Origin of the sequence: Arthrobacter sp. UYEF36, assembly GCF_040547025.1 — a bacterium.
GTDB lineage: Bacteria > Actinomycetota > Actinomycetes > Actinomycetales > Micrococcaceae > Arthrobacter.
In genome coordinates this window covers 1-16,257 of the sequence record NZ_JBEPOX010000012.1, presented here as the reverse complement: position 1 = coordinate 16,257, position 16,257 = coordinate 1, and the positions used below count along the sequence as shown (strand labels likewise).

Sequence of the window (16,257 nt, the reverse complement as noted above, 5' to 3'; positions counted from 1 at the left end):
CCCGCAGGGGCCCATCAGTGAAAAGTTTGTGCACACTCAGAGGCTCACAAGCCCCTGAACAGGGAAAACACGTGCCCGAGGTGGGACTCGAACCGGGTTCCGGCCCCTGCAAACACTGGACTCCCGTCCAAACATACAGAATCCGGGCCAGTCCGGCGCCGGTACGGCCCATTCCGACGCCGAATGTGTGGACACTGTCCACACCCCCATTCTCCCCACCAGGGCCTCCCCCAAACTGCCGCACCCGCATCGACAGGGTGCGGCGCGTCTTTGCCCTGAAAAACTAGATCCTGCCGGGGAGGATCAAGCGCAGTTGGACCCCGGTCTTGCCCGTGCTCGGTGCGGACGCCCCGCCGAGCTGCTTTTCATCCTTCTGCGCCTGACGTGGGGCGAACGGACCGGGCCGTCAGCGGGCCGTCGGAGTTTCGTCAACGTACGGCGCTGGGGATGCCACCGCCGTGGCCACTATTCGTGGTCATTGGTGACCAGCAAGATCTTGCCGGTCCGGTCCGCTTCCTCGAACCGATCCTGGGCTTCGAGGGCACGGTCTAGGGAGAAGGTGCTGTCCGTTGTCGTGCGAATCTTTCCGGCGCTGACCAACGGCCAAACGATCTCCTGGACCTGACGCATGATCTCGCTCTTCTCCTCGACCGGACGCGGGCGCAGCAGGGTGCCGGTGACCCAGCCGTTCTTGCCCATAAGCCGGTTTAATGGCAGGGTGCCGGCGGCACCACTTTGGAGGCCAATGACAACCATGCGCCCGCCCCGAGCCAAGGCCTCGACATTCTTCTCGAGGTACTTCGCACCGACGACGTCCAGGATGACATCTACCCCTCGCCCGCCGGTGACATCTTTCACGCGCTCGACGAAGTCCTCCTCGCGATGGTTGAAGGCCGCCTCCGCGCCCATCTCGAGGCACAGCTCGACCTTCTCCGCACTGCCGGCCGTGGCCAGCGGCCGGGCCCCGAGCGCGGCCAGCAACTGCAGGGCGAAGGAGCCGACCCCGCCGGTCCCGCCGTGGACGAGAACCCACTCCCCGCTCTTCACCCCGGCCTGCATCACCAGGTTGGACCAGCATGTGGCAGCCACCTCGGGCAGGCCGGCGGCATCGGTGAGGGAGACGCCGTCAGGCACGGTAACGATCTGTCCCGCCGGGACGACCACGTATTCGGCATAGCCCCCGCCGATCAACAGGGCGCAGACGGATGTGCCGAACTCCCAATCGTCGACGCCGGCCCCGGTCTCCTCGATCGTCCCGGAAACCTCCAACCCCGGCCCCTCGGGAGCACCCGGGGGCATCGGGTAGTTGCCGGCCCGCTGCACTAGGTCTGCCCGGTTGATACCGGCCGCGGCTACCCGGATCAGGACCTCGCCGGGTCCCGGAGTGGGGATGGGCTCCTCGACGACGGACACGACCTCCCGTCCGCCGGCACCCGTGTACGCGATGGCCCGCATGGTGGGGCGGGTGGTTTTCTGCATCTCGATGGTCATCATTCCTCCACTGTTTTCGAGGGCACCCGACCGGGTGCCGGATGGTTTGACCTACATGTTCCCCACCCAGGGTGGGACTGGTACGCCGCGGCCGCCGTATTAGGTTGCCGGTGCTGTTTCCCTGATGCCCCGATCTATTCGGCCGAGGTTCTCGGTTGATGTGGGGCGTTGCCGGGGCAGGAAGCTTGCCAGTACCGCAGCAGTAAGGGCTGCTGCGGTGGCAATCCAGAAGATGTGTTCAAAGGCCCGGAAGGACGGGTGCTCTGTTCCCTCAAGGGTCAGGGTGGTGGAGGCCAGAAGCACGGCTACTGCTGCGCTGCCGACTGTCGTTCCGATGATGCGCAGCACGGCATTGAGGCCGTTCGCAGCGGCGGTAGCGGTCATGGGGACGCATCCCATGATCAGGGTCGGCATCGCGGCATAGGCGATGGCATTGCCGGTGCCGATGACAGCGGCCCCCAGCATCACCATCCAGAGCTCCTCGGTCAGGAAGAGGCGGCCGGCGTATCCGGCAGCAGAGACAAGGGCGCCGATGATCAGGGCCGTCTTGGCGCCGTAGCGGCGGGTGCCCAGGGCGGACACCGGACTGATGATCATCATGGCCAGCCCGGTGGGAACCATGCAGAGACCGGCGGCCATCACGCTCAGGCCGAACCCGTACCCGGCCGCCTCGGGCATCTGCAGTTGCTGAGTGGTGGAGAGCAGGTTGGAATACATCGAGTAACCCACGAGCACCGCCACCATGTTGGTCAGGAGCACGGGCCTCCGGGCGGAGGTTCGCAAATCGAGCATCGGCTGGCTGATTTTCAGTTCGACCGGAACCCATACTGCTAAGCCGACGACGGCGGTTGCGGCCGCTATCAGCGTTGGTGCACTGGTCCAGCCCCAGCTGCCGCCCTTGGTCAAGGCAAGTAGCGCCGCGGTCAGGGCGATTGAGAGCAGGATGGCGCCCCCGTAGTCGAACCTGCCCGGGGTGCGCGCGCGAGATCTCGGCATCACCAATGGCGTCAACGCGATCAGGACCATGCCGGCTGCGGCGGCGCTCCAGAAGATGGACTGCCAGCCGAGGAGCTCATACAGCACACCGGCCAGTGGAAGGCCCAGCGCGCTCCCGAAACCCAGGGTGGCGCTGATCATCGCGACGGCCGGGGCAAGTCTTGTGCCGGGCAGCTCTTCCCGAAGGATGCTGATGCCCACGGGCACGAGCGCTGCTGCGGATCCTTGGAGCGCCCGGCCGGCGATCATGGCCGGAAAACTCAGATCCAGCGCCGCCAATGCTGAGCCGGCGGTCATCATGATCAGGCAGGCGAGCATGATCCGGCGCTTGCCCACCATGTCTGCCAAACGGCTCAGTACCGGGGTGGCCACCGCGCTGGCCAGCAGTGTGGCCGTGAGGATCCAGGAGGCGTCCTCGACGGTGATTCCGAGCAGGCGCGGCAACTCGGGAAGCAGGGGAACGACCGTGGCCTGCTGGAGGGTGACGGTTGTGCCGCACAGGCAGAGCACCGGCACAAGGAGTCTGCTGACAGCCCTGGGCTTGGATGCTCTGCCGTTCCCGCGAAGAGGCATTCCCTTGGCGATCAGCGGGCGGTGGGGCTCTGTTGCTTGTCGGCATGCTGGGCAGCCGGCGCCCCCTCACTCGGTCCCGGTGATGCCGAGAGGAGCGCTGCAGGCTCACCGCCGTCGGACGTGGCCTGCGGATCTTCCTCCTCCGCCACCGGTGATTCCGGGGAAGCCTTGGTTCCGGCAAGGCGGCGCCGGAACCCGCTGATGGCTTTGATGGCGATGCCGGCGAGGATCAGGCTGAAGATGATTGCCGCGGCCGGATCGGTGACGAAGATGTCCAGGCTGCCGCCGGAAATCAGCATGGACTGGCGGAAGGATTTCTCCAGGATCGGGCCCAGGACGAACGCCAGCACCAGCGGGCCGGCGTCGAAGCCCGTCTTGGACATGATCCAGCCCAGGACGCCGAAGGCCAGCACAATCCACATGTCAAAGGACGTGTTGTTGATCGAGTAGACGCCGATGAACACGATCAGCAGGGAAAAAGCGACCAGGATGCCCTGGCGCACGCGCAGCAGCTGGATGAAGATGCCCACGAGCGGAATGTTGAGGATGAGCAGCATCAGGTTGCCGATGTACATCGAGGCGATGACGCCCCAGAAGAGTCCGGAGTGATCGGTCATCAGTCGCGGGCCCGGGGTGATGCCGTGCATCAGCAGGGCGCCGAAGATCATTGCCAGCACCACGTTGGAGGGAATACCAAGCACCAGCAGCGGAATGAACGCCGTGGAAGAGGAGGCGTTGTTCGCCGTTTCCGGTCCGGCCACGCCTTCGATGGCGCCCTTGCCGAACCGGCTGGGGTCCTTGGCCCGGCGCTTCTCCAGCGCGTAGGAGGCCAGGGAGGAGATGACACCACCGCCGCCGGGAAGGATGCCGATGAAGAATCCGAGAACCGAGCCTCGGCCGATGGCACCGGCGGAGTCCTTCATGTCCTTCCGCGAAGGCCAGATGTTCTTGATCTTGGTTTTAATGATCTGGGCTTTTTCGGTCTGCTCGAGGGATCGCAAGAGTTCAGCGACTCCGAACAGGCCCATTGCCACGGCCACGAAGTCCAGGCCGCTCAGCAGCGGCGCCTGACCAAACGTGAAACGTGCCGACCCGTTGATCGGATCCTGCCCGACCGTGGATAACAGCAGGCCGACGGCGGCCATGCACACGCTCTTGATTGCGGATCCGGTGCCCAGGGACGTGACCAGGAACAGGCCCATGACCATAAGGGCAACAAAGCCGGCCGGACCCATCGACAAGGCGATCTTGCCCAGCCCGGGGGCCAGGAACGTCAGGCCGATGACGGCCACGGTGCCGCCGATGAAAGAACCTATGGCGGCGATGCCCAAGGCCGCACCGGCACGGCCCTGTTTCGTCATCTGGTAGCCGTCGAAGGTGGTCACCACCGAAGCCGCCTCGCCCGGCAGGCGCAGCAGCACGGAGGTGATGGTGCCCCCGTACATCGACCCGTAGTAGATGCCGGCCAGCATGATGATCGAAGCGGTCGGATCCATCGTGTAGGTGATGGGCAGCAGCAGCGCAATCGTCGCGGTGGGGCCCAGGCCCGGCAGGACACCGATTGCGGTCCCCACCACCACCCCGATCAGGACGAACAGCAGGTTCACCGGGTCTAAGGCGACCGAGAAGCCTTCACCGAGGTTGCTCAGGATATCCATGTCAGAGTCCGTTCTAGACGAAGGCGTCAAGCGCCAGGTCGGCGGGGAAGGGTACGCCGAGGAGCCGGTCGAAGATGACGTAAAGCACTGCCGGGCCGGCCACAGCGAAAACTGCTGTCCAGCGCCACGACTCCCGGCCGAAGACGCGAAGCCACAACAGGAGCATCAACACGGCCGGGATGAAGAAGCCGATCAGTTCGAAGAGCACCACGAACGCGGCAAGGCTGGCGATGCCGGCCATTACCGACACGCTCCTGCGGCCCCAGGCCTCCAGCGGCTCATGTCCCGGCCACACGATCAGTGCCGCGGCGCTGAGGATGATGGCCAGCGAGATGACGAACGGCCAGAGGCCCGGGGCAGGATTGTGCAGGGTGCCCAGCTTCAGCTGCCATGACCCGGACGCCGCCCCGAGGCCCAGTGCGAGCAGGACGAGCGGAGCGATTCTGCGCTGCCAGCGCAGGGCGCCGGTGCGGGGCCTTCCCGGTTCCCGGATTTCGGCGGCCGCTTCCACGGGAGAGGAAACCATGGGTTCACCCTTCTTCGTGCCGGCCGTCATGGCCGGCGGTTGAGTCGTTGTTTTTTACTTCGCCAGGAGGGGCTCGTAGCGGGTGCGCATGTCAGTGAAGACCTGCTGGGTCGCTCCTGCGTCGGAGAAGCTGTTCGGCACGAACCGGTCCCCGATCTGGCTGATGACCTCAGCGTCCTTGCTGCAGGTTTCGATACCGTCTTCGAGCTTGTCGGACACGTTCTGCGGCAGGCCCTTGGGGGCGAAGAGTCCGTAGACCGAGGTGGTCTGGACGTCGAAGCCGGCCTCCTTGGTCGTGGGAGCGTCGGGGAAGGCCTCAGAGCGCGCTTCACCGGCAGCAGCGAGCGCGACGATGGCGCCGTCCTTCGCCTGGGCCTCAACGTCGACGTAGTCGTTGACGAATCCGGCGTCGATGTGGCCGCCCAGCAGGTTGGTGATGAGTTCGGCGCTGCCGGAGGTGGGAACCAGGGCAAACTCAATGCCGTTCTCCTTCTGCAGGCGCTTGAGTTCAACGGCCAGCGAACTGGTGGCCCCGGGAACACCGATGGAGATCTTTCCCGGGTTCGCTTTGGCGGCGTCGAACAGCTCCTGCAAGCTCTTGTAGGGGGAGTCCTTTGGCACAGCGAAAAGGGTGGGGATCGCTGCCATGGTGCCGAGGGCCTGGAAATCGTCCTGGGAGTAGGCCAGGTCGTTGCTCATCGGGTTCAGGACCATCGGCCCGTTGGTGCTAAGGCCTACGGTGTAGCCGTCGGGCTTGGCGCCAGCCAGCTTTTGCATGGCCACTGCACCTGCTCCGCTGTCAAGGTTCTCCACTACGAAGGTGCCGCCCAGCAGCTTTCCGAGGCAGGCCCCGTAGGCACGGGCTGTCGTGTCGGATGGACCTCCCGCAGCGTATGGCATGACGAACGTAATGGACTTGGTCGGGTAGCTCTCGGTCGATGCTTTGGAAGCACCGGAGCAGGCAGTAACGGTAAGGGCAAGGCCGGCGACAGTGACGGCAGCGGAGAACACGCGAGTCTTGTTCAAGGTAACCTCTGATGGTTTCGGGCTGAAGTTGAGAGTGCACTCCGCAAGGAGTGCCCTCTCAGTAAACAGGAATGTGATCCCGGGCACAACTGCCACGGGTGATTTTAATCATTCATTGCGAGATGCGGACTCGAGCCGGGAGACGCTCAGCGCCGCCCGGGGTTTCATGAAGGCGTCCCACAGCGGCCCCGTTGAGAGCCACCGCAGAGGATCCATCAGGGCCAGGCTGCGCGGGACGAATACCTTGCGCTGCCTCGCGGCAATCGCGCCGACGAGCAGGTCGGCGCAGGTGTCCGTGCTGGACACCACGCTGAAGGGCCACGGAAGGGAGCGGCTCTCCCCGGCCCGGCTTCCCGCCCCGGAAATCATGCCGGTGCTCACCCATGCCGGATGCGCGACGCCCACGTCAACGCCCTTATGGGCCAGTTCCAGCCGCAGCGCCCCGCCGAAAGCCTCCACGCCCGCCTTGGAGGCGGCATACGCGTTTGCCCGCGGAACATTCTTCAACGCGGCAGCCGAACTCATGAGTAGGTAATAGCCCCGGTTTGCGGTGACCTCCTCCAGAGTAGCCTTGACGGTCCTGATCACCCCGCCAAGATTGACGTCGACGATCCGCAGCAGGTCCTCGGTGCTGGAAGCGGCAACGGTGGAGGCACTGCCGATCCCGGCGCAGGCAAAGACGATGTCCAGCCGACCGAAGTGCTCCACTGTCCGTTGGGCCGCAGCCTGTAAGGACACGAGGTCCGTCACGTCCGCTGCAGTGGCCAGGTGGCCGTCACCCAGCCGGGCGACGAACTGGTCCAGGGCTGGCTGGTCGCGGTCAACGAGGGATACGAATGCTCCTGCGGCGGCCAGGCGCTGGGCCGTGGCCGCGGCGATACCTCCGGCACCGCCAGTGACCAGTACCACCTTGCCCAGCAGCCTGTCCGGCCTCGGAAGCCGGCCCGCCCCTCTCCCGCCCGTCTTCGAAGGATTCAAGGATTGGAATCTCATCCCATGTACGACCCTCCGTTGACGTCAATCGTGACGCCCGTGACGAAGCCGTTTTCGGCCGCGGCCAGGTATTGGACGGCCTGGGCGACATCATTGGCATGCCCCAGCCGGCCTACCGGGATGCGGCTGAGATAGTTCTGGTTGACTTCATCGGAGACGCTGGCGGCCATGCCGGCGTCGATCCGTCCGGGTGCGATGGCGTTGACGGTGATGCCGTGTGGTGCCAGTTCCCGAGCGAAGGAGCGGGTCAGGCCCAGCAGGCCCGTTTTGGTCGCGGCGTAGTGGACGCCGCCGAGCCTGCCGCCATCACGTCCTGCCAGGGAGGACATGTTGACGATCCTGCCGAAGCCGGTGTTCTTCATGTGCGGTACCAGCGCCTGGATACCCAGGAACGGGCCCGTAAGGTTCACTGACAGAACGCTTGTCCACTCGTCCAGGGGGACTTCATCACCAGGGATCTTTTGTCCATCCCGTTTCGGGGAGATGCCGGCATTGTTGACCAGCACAGCAGGTGTTTCCGGGGTGGCCTCCACCGCCTCGGCGATCCGCTTCCAGTCGCCGGGCTCGGTGACGTCGCAGTGCATTATCTGAAGGGATCCGCCCTGCGGATCCAGGTCCGCCCGGAGGCCGACCAGTGCGGACTCCGAGGCATCCACGGCGATCACCCGGTCCCCGCTGGCCAGGAATGACTCCACGATGCTGCGGCCGATGCCCCCGGCCGCGCCGGTAACCACGGCTGTTCGGTGGTGCTGCTTACTCATGCTTTCTCCGTTCTTCGTTGAACGGGAGGCGGCCTTCTTCTCAGGCAGTCTTCCCGTGGGGCAGTTAGCGAATTCCGGCCAGGGCTTTTTCCCGGGCTTCGTCCGGGGATCCGGCCAGATAGGGTTCAGGGTCAAAGGGTGCGTTGACCTGGCGGAAGGTATAGGCCGGTTCCGGCCACAGGGTGGTCAGCCGCCCGTTGCGGTGGTCAACGTACCAGCTGCTGCAGCCGCCGTCGAGCCATACAGTGCCCTGCGCCAGCTGGTCCACACGGTCCATGAAGGCATCCTCCGCTTCCCTGCTCACCTCCAGTGCCGGCACAGCGGCCTGGTCACGGAAGTTCACCGCACCCATGATGTAGTCGATCTGTGCCTCGGCGATATAGACGGCGGAGTTGTGGCCCAGCCCGGTGTTCGGCCCGTTGATGATCCACAGGTTCGGGAACCCGTGCACGGCCGTGGTGGCGTAGGCCTGCATGCCGTTGGCCCAGCGTTCACTGAGCGGCTGGCCGTCGCGGCCGTAGATACGGTAGGCAATGGGCAGATCCGTCGCTTCAAAACCGGTGCAGGCGATGATGACGTCCAGTTCGTGGCTGCCCCCGTCACCGCCGAGGACACGGTTGCCCTCCACACGCGTGACGCCGCCGGTTTCCAGGCGGACGTGGTCTTGCGTAAACGTGGAGTAGTAATCGCTGGACTTCAGCACCCGCTTGCAGCCGAACGTGTAGTCCGGGGTCAGCTTCCGGCGCAGTTCCGGATCCTCAACCTGCCGGTGCAGATGGTCCAGGGCAACCTGGGCTGCGGCGTTGACCAGCGTCGGGGTGCCCCGCCGCTGGGCGTAGCGCTCCTCGTTGGACCAGAACATTTCCTCGCGCAGTTCCTGCATCACCTCGGGCATCTTGCGGAAAAGCCCTTTTTCCTCGTCGGTGTAGGACCGGTCCGGACGCGGCGTCACGTACGGGGCGGAGCGCTGGAACACAACGACCTCCCCGGCGATCTTTGCCACTTCAGGCAGGACCTGGACGGCCGTGGCTCCCGAGCCGATGATGCCCACCCGTTTGCCCGTCAGATCAATCCCGTCATTCCACTGGGCTGAGTGGAACACTTCGCCGGAGAAGTCACCCAGTCCCTCGATGTCGGGCATCTTCGGTTCGGACAGATGCCCGACGGCGGTCACCAGGGTTTTGGCAGCAAACTCACCCTTGGGGGTGCTCACTTTCCACAGCGCTTCCGCCTCATCCCAGCGGGCACCGGTCAGTTCGGCGCCGAACACGATCCGTTCAAGGAGGTTCTCTTCCCGGGCGACGCTGCGCAGGTAGTTCAGGATTTCCTGCTGGGGGGCGAACATCCGGGACCATTCAGGGTTGGGGCGGAAGGAAAACGAGTACAGCAGCGACGGCACGTCGCAGGCGGCGCCGGGATAGTGGTTGTCACGCCAGGTTCCGCCCACGTCCTCCGCCCGTTCAAGAATGATGAATGACCGCTCGCCCTCGCGGGCCAGTTTCGCGCCCATGCCGAGGCCTCCGAAGCCGGTGCCGACGATGATGACATCGACCGGCGAACCGGACGCGGGATGTCCCATAGGGGTACTTTCCACTGTTCCTCCAATGTGTGTGTTGCTGTGTGCTGGTCCCGATGGGCTAGACAAAGAGTGCTTCCCGGATCCCGCCCGCAGGAGCAGCGGCGGGGTCCGTTACGAATTCGTTGATCAGCTGGAACAGCTGGGCCGGGCGCTCCTGCGGGACGGCGTGACCACTGTCGATGACCGCGTAGCGGGCGTTGGGAAGTCCTCCGAAGAGGAGCTGGGTCTGCCGGGCCGGCACCATCTGGTCGTGGGCGCCGGCGATGACCAGGGACGGGGCGGTGATAGCTGCAAGCCTGCCGCTCAGATCGGCGACGGCGTTGAGCTGCATCTGCTCGGCGATCCCGTCCGGGAAGGTGCGGGCATCAACCAGGGCCTGGATGTCGGCGTCGCCGCGGCCGGCAAGGAAAGGGTGTCCATAAACTGTCCAGGTGACGAATTCCCGCAGGAGGTCCTGGTCCGACTCGAAGAGCCGCTTCCAGATACGGTTGCGAAGCCTTTGCTGGGTGTCGGCCCTGACCCAGCCGGCCACCAGGGTCAGGCTGGACACGCTTTCGGGGCGGGAAGCGGCGAGGTCGGCCGCGACCAGGGCGCCCAGGGAGTAGCCGACGACATGGACCGGCTGTGCTGGAGCGCGCTGGTCGATGACGGCGGCGACCTGCTCCGACAACCCACCGAGGGTCAGTTCCCCGTCGGGGCTCTGCAGGTCAACGGCCAGGACACGGTACCGGGCGGCGAGCATGGGAAAGAGGGTGCGGAAATGAGTCTTGGCGCTTCCGCCCGTTCCGTGGACCAGGACCACAGTGTCCCGGGAGTCCTCCGGTGCAAGCGAGTCATGGAAAGAAACCGAGAGACCTCTGACGTGAATGGCACCCTCGTGTGCATCTGGATGAATCTTCAATTCCAATCCCTTCGAATTTGACTGGCCGGTGCTTACAGCGGATGCGGGGACCCGCCCGGGTGCAGGAAACGCGTAGTGACGCGATATTGAAAGTGCACTCCGTGCGGATTACACTCTCATAAAAGCATAAGAGTGATCCGAAGCACAATCCTTGGAAGGGAAACAATGAAGATTACCGGCGCGGTCCTTGAGACCATCGGCTCCCCCCGTCCGTACGCCCAGTCCCGCCCGCTTTCCGTTGCGGAGCTTGACCTCGCCGGGCCGGGGCCGCAGGAAGTCCTGATCCGGATGGAGGCTGCGGGCATCTGCCACTCGGACCTCTCTGTCGTCAATGGCGACCGCCCCCGTCCGCTGCCCATGCTGCTCGGCCACGAGGCCGCCGGTACGGTCGTCAGTGTCGGCGCGGGTGTCGATGACCTTGAACCGGGCCAGCGGGTGGTCACGGTTTTCCTGCCGCGCTGCGAGGAGTGCCCCAACTGCCGCACCGGGGGCAAACTGCCTTGCAGCGTCGGGACGGAATCCAACGGGGCCGGAACACTGCCCGGCGGCCCCACCCGCCTGACGCGCGCCGACCAGCCGGTCCGTCACCACCTCGGAGTCTCCGGCTTTGCAACGCATGCCGTTCTCAGCCGGCGCTCGGTTGTTCCGGTCGGAAGCGACGTACCGCCGTCGGTCGCTGCACTTCTTGGCTGCGCCGTACTGACCGGAGGCGGGGCCGTCATCAACGCGGGCAACCCCCAGGAGGGGCAGGACATCATGATCGTCGGCCTCGGAGGAGTTGGCATGGCAGCGCTGCTGACCGCCGTCGCAGTCTCCTCAGCGTGGGCTAAACCCGCCCGGATCATCGGCATCGACGCGAACCCGGCCAAACTGATCGCAGCCCAGGAACTGGGGGCAACAGAAACGTACTCTCCCGGTGAAGCCGAAGAACTTAGCATCCGCGCCGACCTCGTCATCGAGGCAGCGGGCCACCCCCGGGCCTTCGAAACCGCCGTACAAGCCACGGCGCCCGGCGGCATCACGGTGACTGTTGGACTTCCAGCTCCCGGAGCGCTGTCATCCATTGAACCGCTCGGGATTACAGCCGAAGCCCGCACCATCATCGGTTCCTACCTGGGCTCCGCAGTGCCCGCCCGCGACATTCCGGTCTACGCTCAGATGTGGCGCGAAGGAAGGTTGCCGGTCGAAAAGCTGGCCTCGTCGATGATCACCCTGGACCAGATCAATGAGGCGATGGATGAACTCGCCGATGGAAACGCCATCCGCCAGATCGTGATGTTCAATTGAAGTTGTTGGCACCAGGACTTACAGCCCGGCGGCAGCGAACGGCCACCCGGTACCAACCGCTGATAGGGGCGTAAATAAAAGATGAAGACGACGACTTCGGAGACCACGGCCTCCGGTGCCCACGTCGGGCTACGTGAGAAGGCCCGACTGGAGCGATACCGGAACATCCGCGCCGCAGCTGAGCAACTCTTCAACCAGCGAGGCTACGAGCAAACTACCACCAAGGAAGTGGCCGAACTTGCCGGGGTCGGGGAAGCGACCCTCTTCCGCTACGTCAGTAACAAGCACGAGCTGCTTCTTCTGGTTATCGGCGAACGCATGGACATGGCGATTGAGGCCATCGAGGACGCAGACAAGGAAAAGGCCGCCCATACTTCCACTGCATGGGATTACGTCGAGCGGATCTACGCCATCTTCCGGGCGCGGGCCCAGTTCTACTCAACCGATCCGGAGAACGTCACCAGCTACCTGCACTACGGCTTCAAGGCCGGCAGCCAGCTCGGTGCCCAAAGCATTGCCCAGGGCGACAGGATCATCGCTCTGACATCATCGATCCTTGATAGTGCAAGGGATGCCGGACACCTCACCGCCCACGTCGACTCAGCGATAGTCGCGCAGAACTGTAATGGCACATATATCCACGAAGTCCTGCGCACCCCAGTCCGCGCATTCCGGCCAGAAGACCTCTGGGAGAGACTCCACGAGCGCCTGCGTGTGCAGGTCGAACCACTCTTCCAGCTCTAGAAGATCCAGTCCCAACCAGGCCGGGTGCTACATCCGCGGCCACATAGAGGTATACGAAGCAACGGCCAGAGGCTGCACCGCACCATTCAACGCGTACCGCACAGTGTGCTGGTTCACGGGTCCGCAAGAATGCCCACTGTCGGCCGCTGTCTCGGGAGCCTCATCTTGTCGTTGACCACAGTGACGTAATAGTTCAGCTGCCCTAGGTGTTCCGGTCTGAATTTTCCGGTCTTGAGTTCGACTACGACGTAGCCTGTTGACCGCACTAACGACCCATCTGGCGGTTGATGCCCGGCACCACTCCCCCGCCAGAACCGGGCCGGTTTGTGCAGACACTGTCTACACAAACGCCCCGCTCAAATGTTATCCCTGGATTGCCACTGCTGGGCATCCAACCATCTCGGCCGGATCCGGGCGAAGGGAGCTGAAGTCGCGGTCTGCTTGTGAGTGAGGGGCTGCGGTCGAGCCGAAGGCGGGGGCTACGCCTGGCTGGCTAACCGCGGCATCACGCTGAACCCCGGGCGACGTGATTGCCACCGGCCACCGGGGACTGCAGGACATGGTCCCCTTGCCGCTCAAGGCCGCCGATTGACTACGCTGGAGGCAGCTCGTGGATCCACCGAGCCTTTCTTGCATTCACCGCCATGGGCCCGGGGACTCATTCGGCGGTGCCCGTCTTCGCGGCGTATGCGGTGGCTTGGGCCCGCACCTCGCGAATGTAGGGATCGGACTGGTTGTAGGAGTAGATGGCGTCGGTCCACCCTTGCGCGGTTGAGAGGTCACGGCCGCGGGCGCACAGATAAGTCGCCGCGCTGAGGGCGGCGTCGTCGATATTGAACGGGTCCGCCGTTCCGTCCCCGTTCCCGTCCCGCCCTGCAAGCTGCCAGGTGGAGGGAATGAACTGCATGGGACCGACGGCGTGGTCCCAGCGGGCGTCGCCGTCCAGGACACCCGCGTCCGTGTCGGCGATGGCGGCGAATCCGACGCCATCGAGGCTCGGGCCCACAAGTAGGCCGCTCGCCTGCCCTGCGGTGTTCAGGCTTCCCCCGCCGTAAGTTCCGTGCGCGGATTCGACCGAGCCGACGGCTGCCACGGTGTTCCAGCCGATCCCGCACATCGGAGCGGAATCGTTGGCCGTTGCTGCGGCAGCAACATAAGCCCGGAGCGCGCGGGCAGGGATCCCGGTCTGCGCGGTAGCCCGGATGAGCCACTGGGCATCCGGGTTCGGGGTTACGTTCACGGCGGTCGTGATGCCGGTGGACAACATTTCAAGTTGCGCCCCCGCTCGCGGGGGTGCAGAAAGGGCTCCGCGGGCGGCTGCGCCGGGCTGCCGGGTTGCCCAGAACGAGAATGCGGTGATGAGGGCAACCGCGAACAGGCTGAAAATCATAAGGCGTTTTAGACGGAGCACGGACTAATCAAACCATCCACGCCACGTGACCGGTTGACGAAACGGTTCTCAGTAGATCAAGGCGGACCATCGGGTCGTTCGCGGGTCCTCTGGCCGGCCACGCGGACCCGACACCCAACGATCCATAAGCACCACGGAATCCCGCCTTTCCGTCATGTCGTCCTCGACCACGCAGGCCATGAACGGATGTGAAATGCGAGCCAGACAACGGGCAGCACCCCAGGGCACATTGCCTCCCAAGTCCAGCGTCATGTAGTAGACGCCGCAGGCACCCATGAAGAAGTAACAAAGGCCGAACCGTCGACCACATAGCAAAGTAGGCAGCCGGCCACAGCAACGGCCACCAACAAAAAAGGCCCCCGCAGGGGCCCATAAGTGAACAGAATGTGCACACTCAGAGGCCCACAAGCCCCTGAACAGGGAAAACACGTGCCCGAGGTGGGACTCGAACCCACACACCTTTCGATACCGCATTTTGAGTGCGGCGCGTCTGCCAATTCCGCCACTCGGGCGCGGAGTACACCGGTGTCATAATCGCCCAGCCACAGTGCTGTGAGCAACGCGATCGCTTCCAGTGCGCGAATTTACTCTACATGCAGATAGGCTGAATTCCAGAATCGCGCCAGTGACGCCGCATCGAACCAAACCGGTCCAAGTACAGCAGCGGTGACAACCTAAGATGGTCTCGTTCCCGCCGTACCTTTCCAAGGAGTTCCCGTGTCAGAACAGACGGAGTCAAACCCCACGTCCAAGCCGGCGCGCCGCGTGGTTGTCGCCGAGGACGAGACCCTCATCCGGCTCGACATCATCGAGATCCTGCGCGGCGAGGGCTACGACGTCGTCGGCGAGGCGGACAACGGCGAGAAGGCCGTGCAGCTCGCCGAGGAGCTGAAGCCGGACCTGGTCCTGATGGACGTCAAGATGCCCGTCATGGACGGCATCTCCGCCGCGGAAAAAATCGTCAAGGCCCGGATCGCCCCCGTGGTCCTGCTGACCGCGTTCAGCCAGAAGGAACTCGTCGAACGCGCCCGCGACGCCGGCGCCATGGCGTACGTCGTCAAGCCGTTCACCCCCGCGGATCTCATCCCCGCCCTGGAAATCGCGCTCTCCCGCCACGAGGAAATCAAGGCCCTCGAAAGTGAAGTGACCGACCTGCAGGAGCAATTCGCCACCCGCAAGCTCGTGGAGCGGGCCAAGAGCCTTCTGACCACCAAGATGGGACTGACGGAGCCGGAGGCGTTCCGCTGGATCCAGAAGACCTCGATGGACCGTCGCCTCAGCATGCGCGAGGTCGCCGAGACCATCATCAACCAGGTCAACTAGAACGTTTCTCCGCCGGGGTCGTGATAACCACGCACCCGTGGCATCCCGGAACCGGCGGACAAGGTTTATTGGGTTAGGTGCTCGCTGAGGCGCAACGCGGCAACGAGCGCCATGATTCCGCCGGCGAAGGTGGCCCCGGCCATCAGGGCCGGCAAGACTCCCCCGCCCAGCGCCACCCTGTCGCTCGCGGCTGAGGTCAGGATCGTGTGGATCCGGCGGTAGCGCCGGTGCGTGAGAAGTAGCGCGACAAATGACACGCCGGCAACCAGCGCAGCCGGAACGAGCGCCCATGAGCCCAGAAGCTCGGGCAGGACGCGAAGCCCTGCCAGGGATGCGACGGCGACGGCCAGCGCCGTCCTGCGCCACGCCAGCGCGGTCCGTTCAGGCTGCAGGCCGGCGTCGAACGGCCGGGAACTCCGGCCGGGTACGTTCTCTGGACCGCCGGCCATCAGGCGAGGACCACCCCTAGGAAGACCAGGATCCCCGCCACGGAAACGGCGGCGCCGATGGGGAATGTGAGACGGGCGGCCGGCAGCGGTTTGTCGTGGCGCAGGGCGCGTTCGATCTGTATCCAGCCGAACCAGGCCTGCAAGGGCGCGGCGATCCCGGCAATGATGAGGACGATGGAGGCCGATAGGCGCAACCCGTCGTGGAGATTTAGCCCAAGTGCCTCCAAGGCGACGCCGCTGGCAATCAGGGCCAGGGATGTCCGGATCCAGGCCAGGAAAGTGCGTTCATTGGCCAGACTGAACCGGGCGTCCGGATCGGATCCTTGGGAGAACAGGGCTGCGGGAAAACGTTTCGTGGCGTCGGTCATGGCACCTTCTGGTTGCTGGGGCGCGGAGGGCGGCTGAGCGGCTGGCTGCCACCGCCGCTCCCCCGCGTTCCGGGACGAAGTGTGGCGGCGGCCCTGGTGTTCAGGGCCGCCGCCAGGGGTGTCGGTTGGTTAGGTGTGGGGTTGTTGGCGGGGGCGGTTTGGGGTGCCTGG

General features: G+C 64.8%; 16 protein-coding genes and 1 tRNA gene. 3 read left to right on the top strand and 14 right to left on the bottom strand.

Features of this window, described 5'->3' with window-relative positions:
* Nucleotides 1-465 precede the first annotated feature (465 nt).
* From ABIB29_RS16490 to ABIB29_RS16450, 9 genes are all read right to left on the bottom strand, one after another.
* Nucleotides 466-1,455: an NAD(P)H-quinone oxidoreductase gene (locus ABIB29_RS16490; RefSeq protein WP_502915639.1), complete on the bottom strand. Its 990-nt coding sequence runs from the start codon at nt 1,453-1,455 to the stop codon at nt 466-468.
* Between the two features lie 135 nt (nt 1,456-1,590).
* The gene (locus ABIB29_RS16485; RefSeq protein WP_354173890.1) at nt 1,591-3,003 is read right to left on the bottom strand and encodes an MFS transporter; all 1,413 of its coding nucleotides are present in this window, start codon (nt 3,001-3,003) and stop codon (nt 1,591-1,593) included.
* A 68-nt stretch (nt 3,004-3,071) separates the two neighbouring features.
* Nucleotides 3,072-4,718 carry a tripartite tricarboxylate transporter permease gene (locus ABIB29_RS16480; protein WP_354173889.1) on the bottom strand — a complete coding sequence of 549 codons (1,647 nt, stop codon included), beginning with the start codon at nt 4,716-4,718 and terminating at the stop codon, nt 3,072-3,074.
* A gap of 13 nt (nt 4,719-4,731) precedes the next feature.
* Complete coding sequence (locus ABIB29_RS16475) at nt 4,732-5,244, bottom strand: tripartite tricarboxylate transporter TctB family protein (protein WP_354173888.1); 513 nt, start codon at nt 5,242-5,244, stop codon at nt 4,732-4,734.
* Nucleotides 5,245-5,298: 54 nt separating this feature from the next.
* Nucleotides 5,299-6,270 (bottom strand): tripartite tricarboxylate transporter substrate binding protein, encoded by a 972-nt coding sequence (locus ABIB29_RS16470; protein WP_354173887.1) that lies wholly within the window; start codon nt 6,268-6,270, stop codon nt 5,299-5,301.
* 108 nt (nt 6,271-6,378) lie between these two features.
* Nucleotides 6,379-7,179, bottom strand: coding sequence for an SDR family NAD(P)-dependent oxidoreductase (locus ABIB29_RS16465; protein WP_354173886.1), 801 nt, complete (start codon nt 7,177-7,179; stop codon nt 6,379-6,381).
* A gap of 80 nt (nt 7,180-7,259) precedes the next feature.
* Nucleotides 7,260-8,024 (bottom strand): SDR family NAD(P)-dependent oxidoreductase, encoded by a 765-nt coding sequence (locus tag ABIB29_RS16460; RefSeq protein ID WP_354173885.1) that lies wholly within the window; start codon nt 8,022-8,024, stop codon nt 7,260-7,262.
* Between the two features lie 64 nt (nt 8,025-8,088).
* The gene (locus ABIB29_RS16455) at nt 8,089-9,603 is read right to left on the bottom strand and encodes a flavin-containing monooxygenase (protein ID WP_354173884.1); all 1,515 of its coding nucleotides are present in this window, start codon (nt 9,601-9,603) and stop codon (nt 8,089-8,091) included.
* A gap of 58 nt (nt 9,604-9,661) precedes the next feature.
* Complete coding sequence (locus ABIB29_RS16450; protein ID WP_354173883.1) at nt 9,662-10,504, bottom strand: alpha/beta fold hydrolase; 843 nt, start codon at nt 10,502-10,504, stop codon at nt 9,662-9,664.
* Between the two features lie 165 nt (nt 10,505-10,669).
* Here ABIB29_RS16450 and ABIB29_RS16445 point away from each other — a divergent pair, with 165 nt between their 5' ends.
* Both ABIB29_RS16445 and ABIB29_RS16440 read left to right on the top strand, forming a co-directional pair.
* Entirely contained in the window at nt 10,670-11,791 is a 1,122-nt protein-coding gene (locus tag ABIB29_RS16445) for an alcohol dehydrogenase catalytic domain-containing protein (protein WP_354173882.1), read from the top strand.
* A gap of 81 nt (nt 11,792-11,872) precedes the next feature.
* The gene (locus tag ABIB29_RS16440) at nt 11,873-12,535 is read left to right on the top strand and encodes a TetR/AcrR family transcriptional regulator (RefSeq protein WP_354173881.1); all 663 of its coding nucleotides are present in this window, start codon (nt 11,873-11,875) and stop codon (nt 12,533-12,535) included.
* Between the two features lie 113 nt (nt 12,536-12,648).
* Here the strand turns inward: ABIB29_RS16440 and ABIB29_RS16435 are convergent, their stop codons facing one another.
* The 3 genes from ABIB29_RS16435 to ABIB29_RS16425 all read right to left on the bottom strand — a co-directional run bounded on the left by ABIB29_RS16435 (nt 12,649) and on the right by ABIB29_RS16425 (nt 14,458).
* A complete protein-coding gene (locus ABIB29_RS16435) occupies nt 12,649-12,801 on the bottom strand; it encodes a PDDEXK nuclease domain-containing protein (protein WP_354173880.1) in 153 nt (50 codons plus the stop codon).
* A gap of 392 nt (nt 12,802-13,193) precedes the next feature.
* Nucleotides 13,194-13,925, bottom strand: a complete 732-nt coding sequence (locus ABIB29_RS16430) for a lytic transglycosylase domain-containing protein (RefSeq protein ID WP_354173879.1) — start codon at nt 13,923-13,925, stop codon at nt 13,194-13,196.
* A 451-nt stretch (nt 13,926-14,376) separates the two neighbouring features.
* A tRNA-Leu gene (locus ABIB29_RS16425) sits at nt 14,377-14,458 on the bottom strand.
* A 205-nt stretch (nt 14,459-14,663) separates the two neighbouring features.
* Here ABIB29_RS16425 and ABIB29_RS16420 point away from each other — a divergent pair.
* Nucleotides 14,664-15,269, top strand: a complete 606-nt coding sequence (locus tag ABIB29_RS16420; RefSeq protein ID WP_024368455.1) for an ANTAR domain-containing response regulator — start codon at nt 14,664-14,666, stop codon at nt 15,267-15,269.
* Between the two features lie 65 nt (nt 15,270-15,334).
* Here the strand turns inward: ABIB29_RS16420 and ABIB29_RS16415 are convergent, their stop codons facing one another.
* Nucleotides 15,335-15,718 (bottom strand): DUF202 domain-containing protein, encoded by a 384-nt coding sequence (locus ABIB29_RS16415; protein ID WP_354173878.1) that lies wholly within the window; start codon nt 15,716-15,718, stop codon nt 15,335-15,337.
* Nucleotides 15,718-16,086 (bottom strand): YidH family protein, encoded by a 369-nt coding sequence (locus ABIB29_RS16410; RefSeq protein ID WP_354173877.1) that lies wholly within the window; start codon nt 16,084-16,086, stop codon nt 15,718-15,720. The genes ABIB29_RS16415 and ABIB29_RS16410 overlap by 1 nt, the downstream gene beginning before the upstream one ends.
* Between the last annotated feature and the right edge of the window lie 171 nt (nt 16,087-16,257).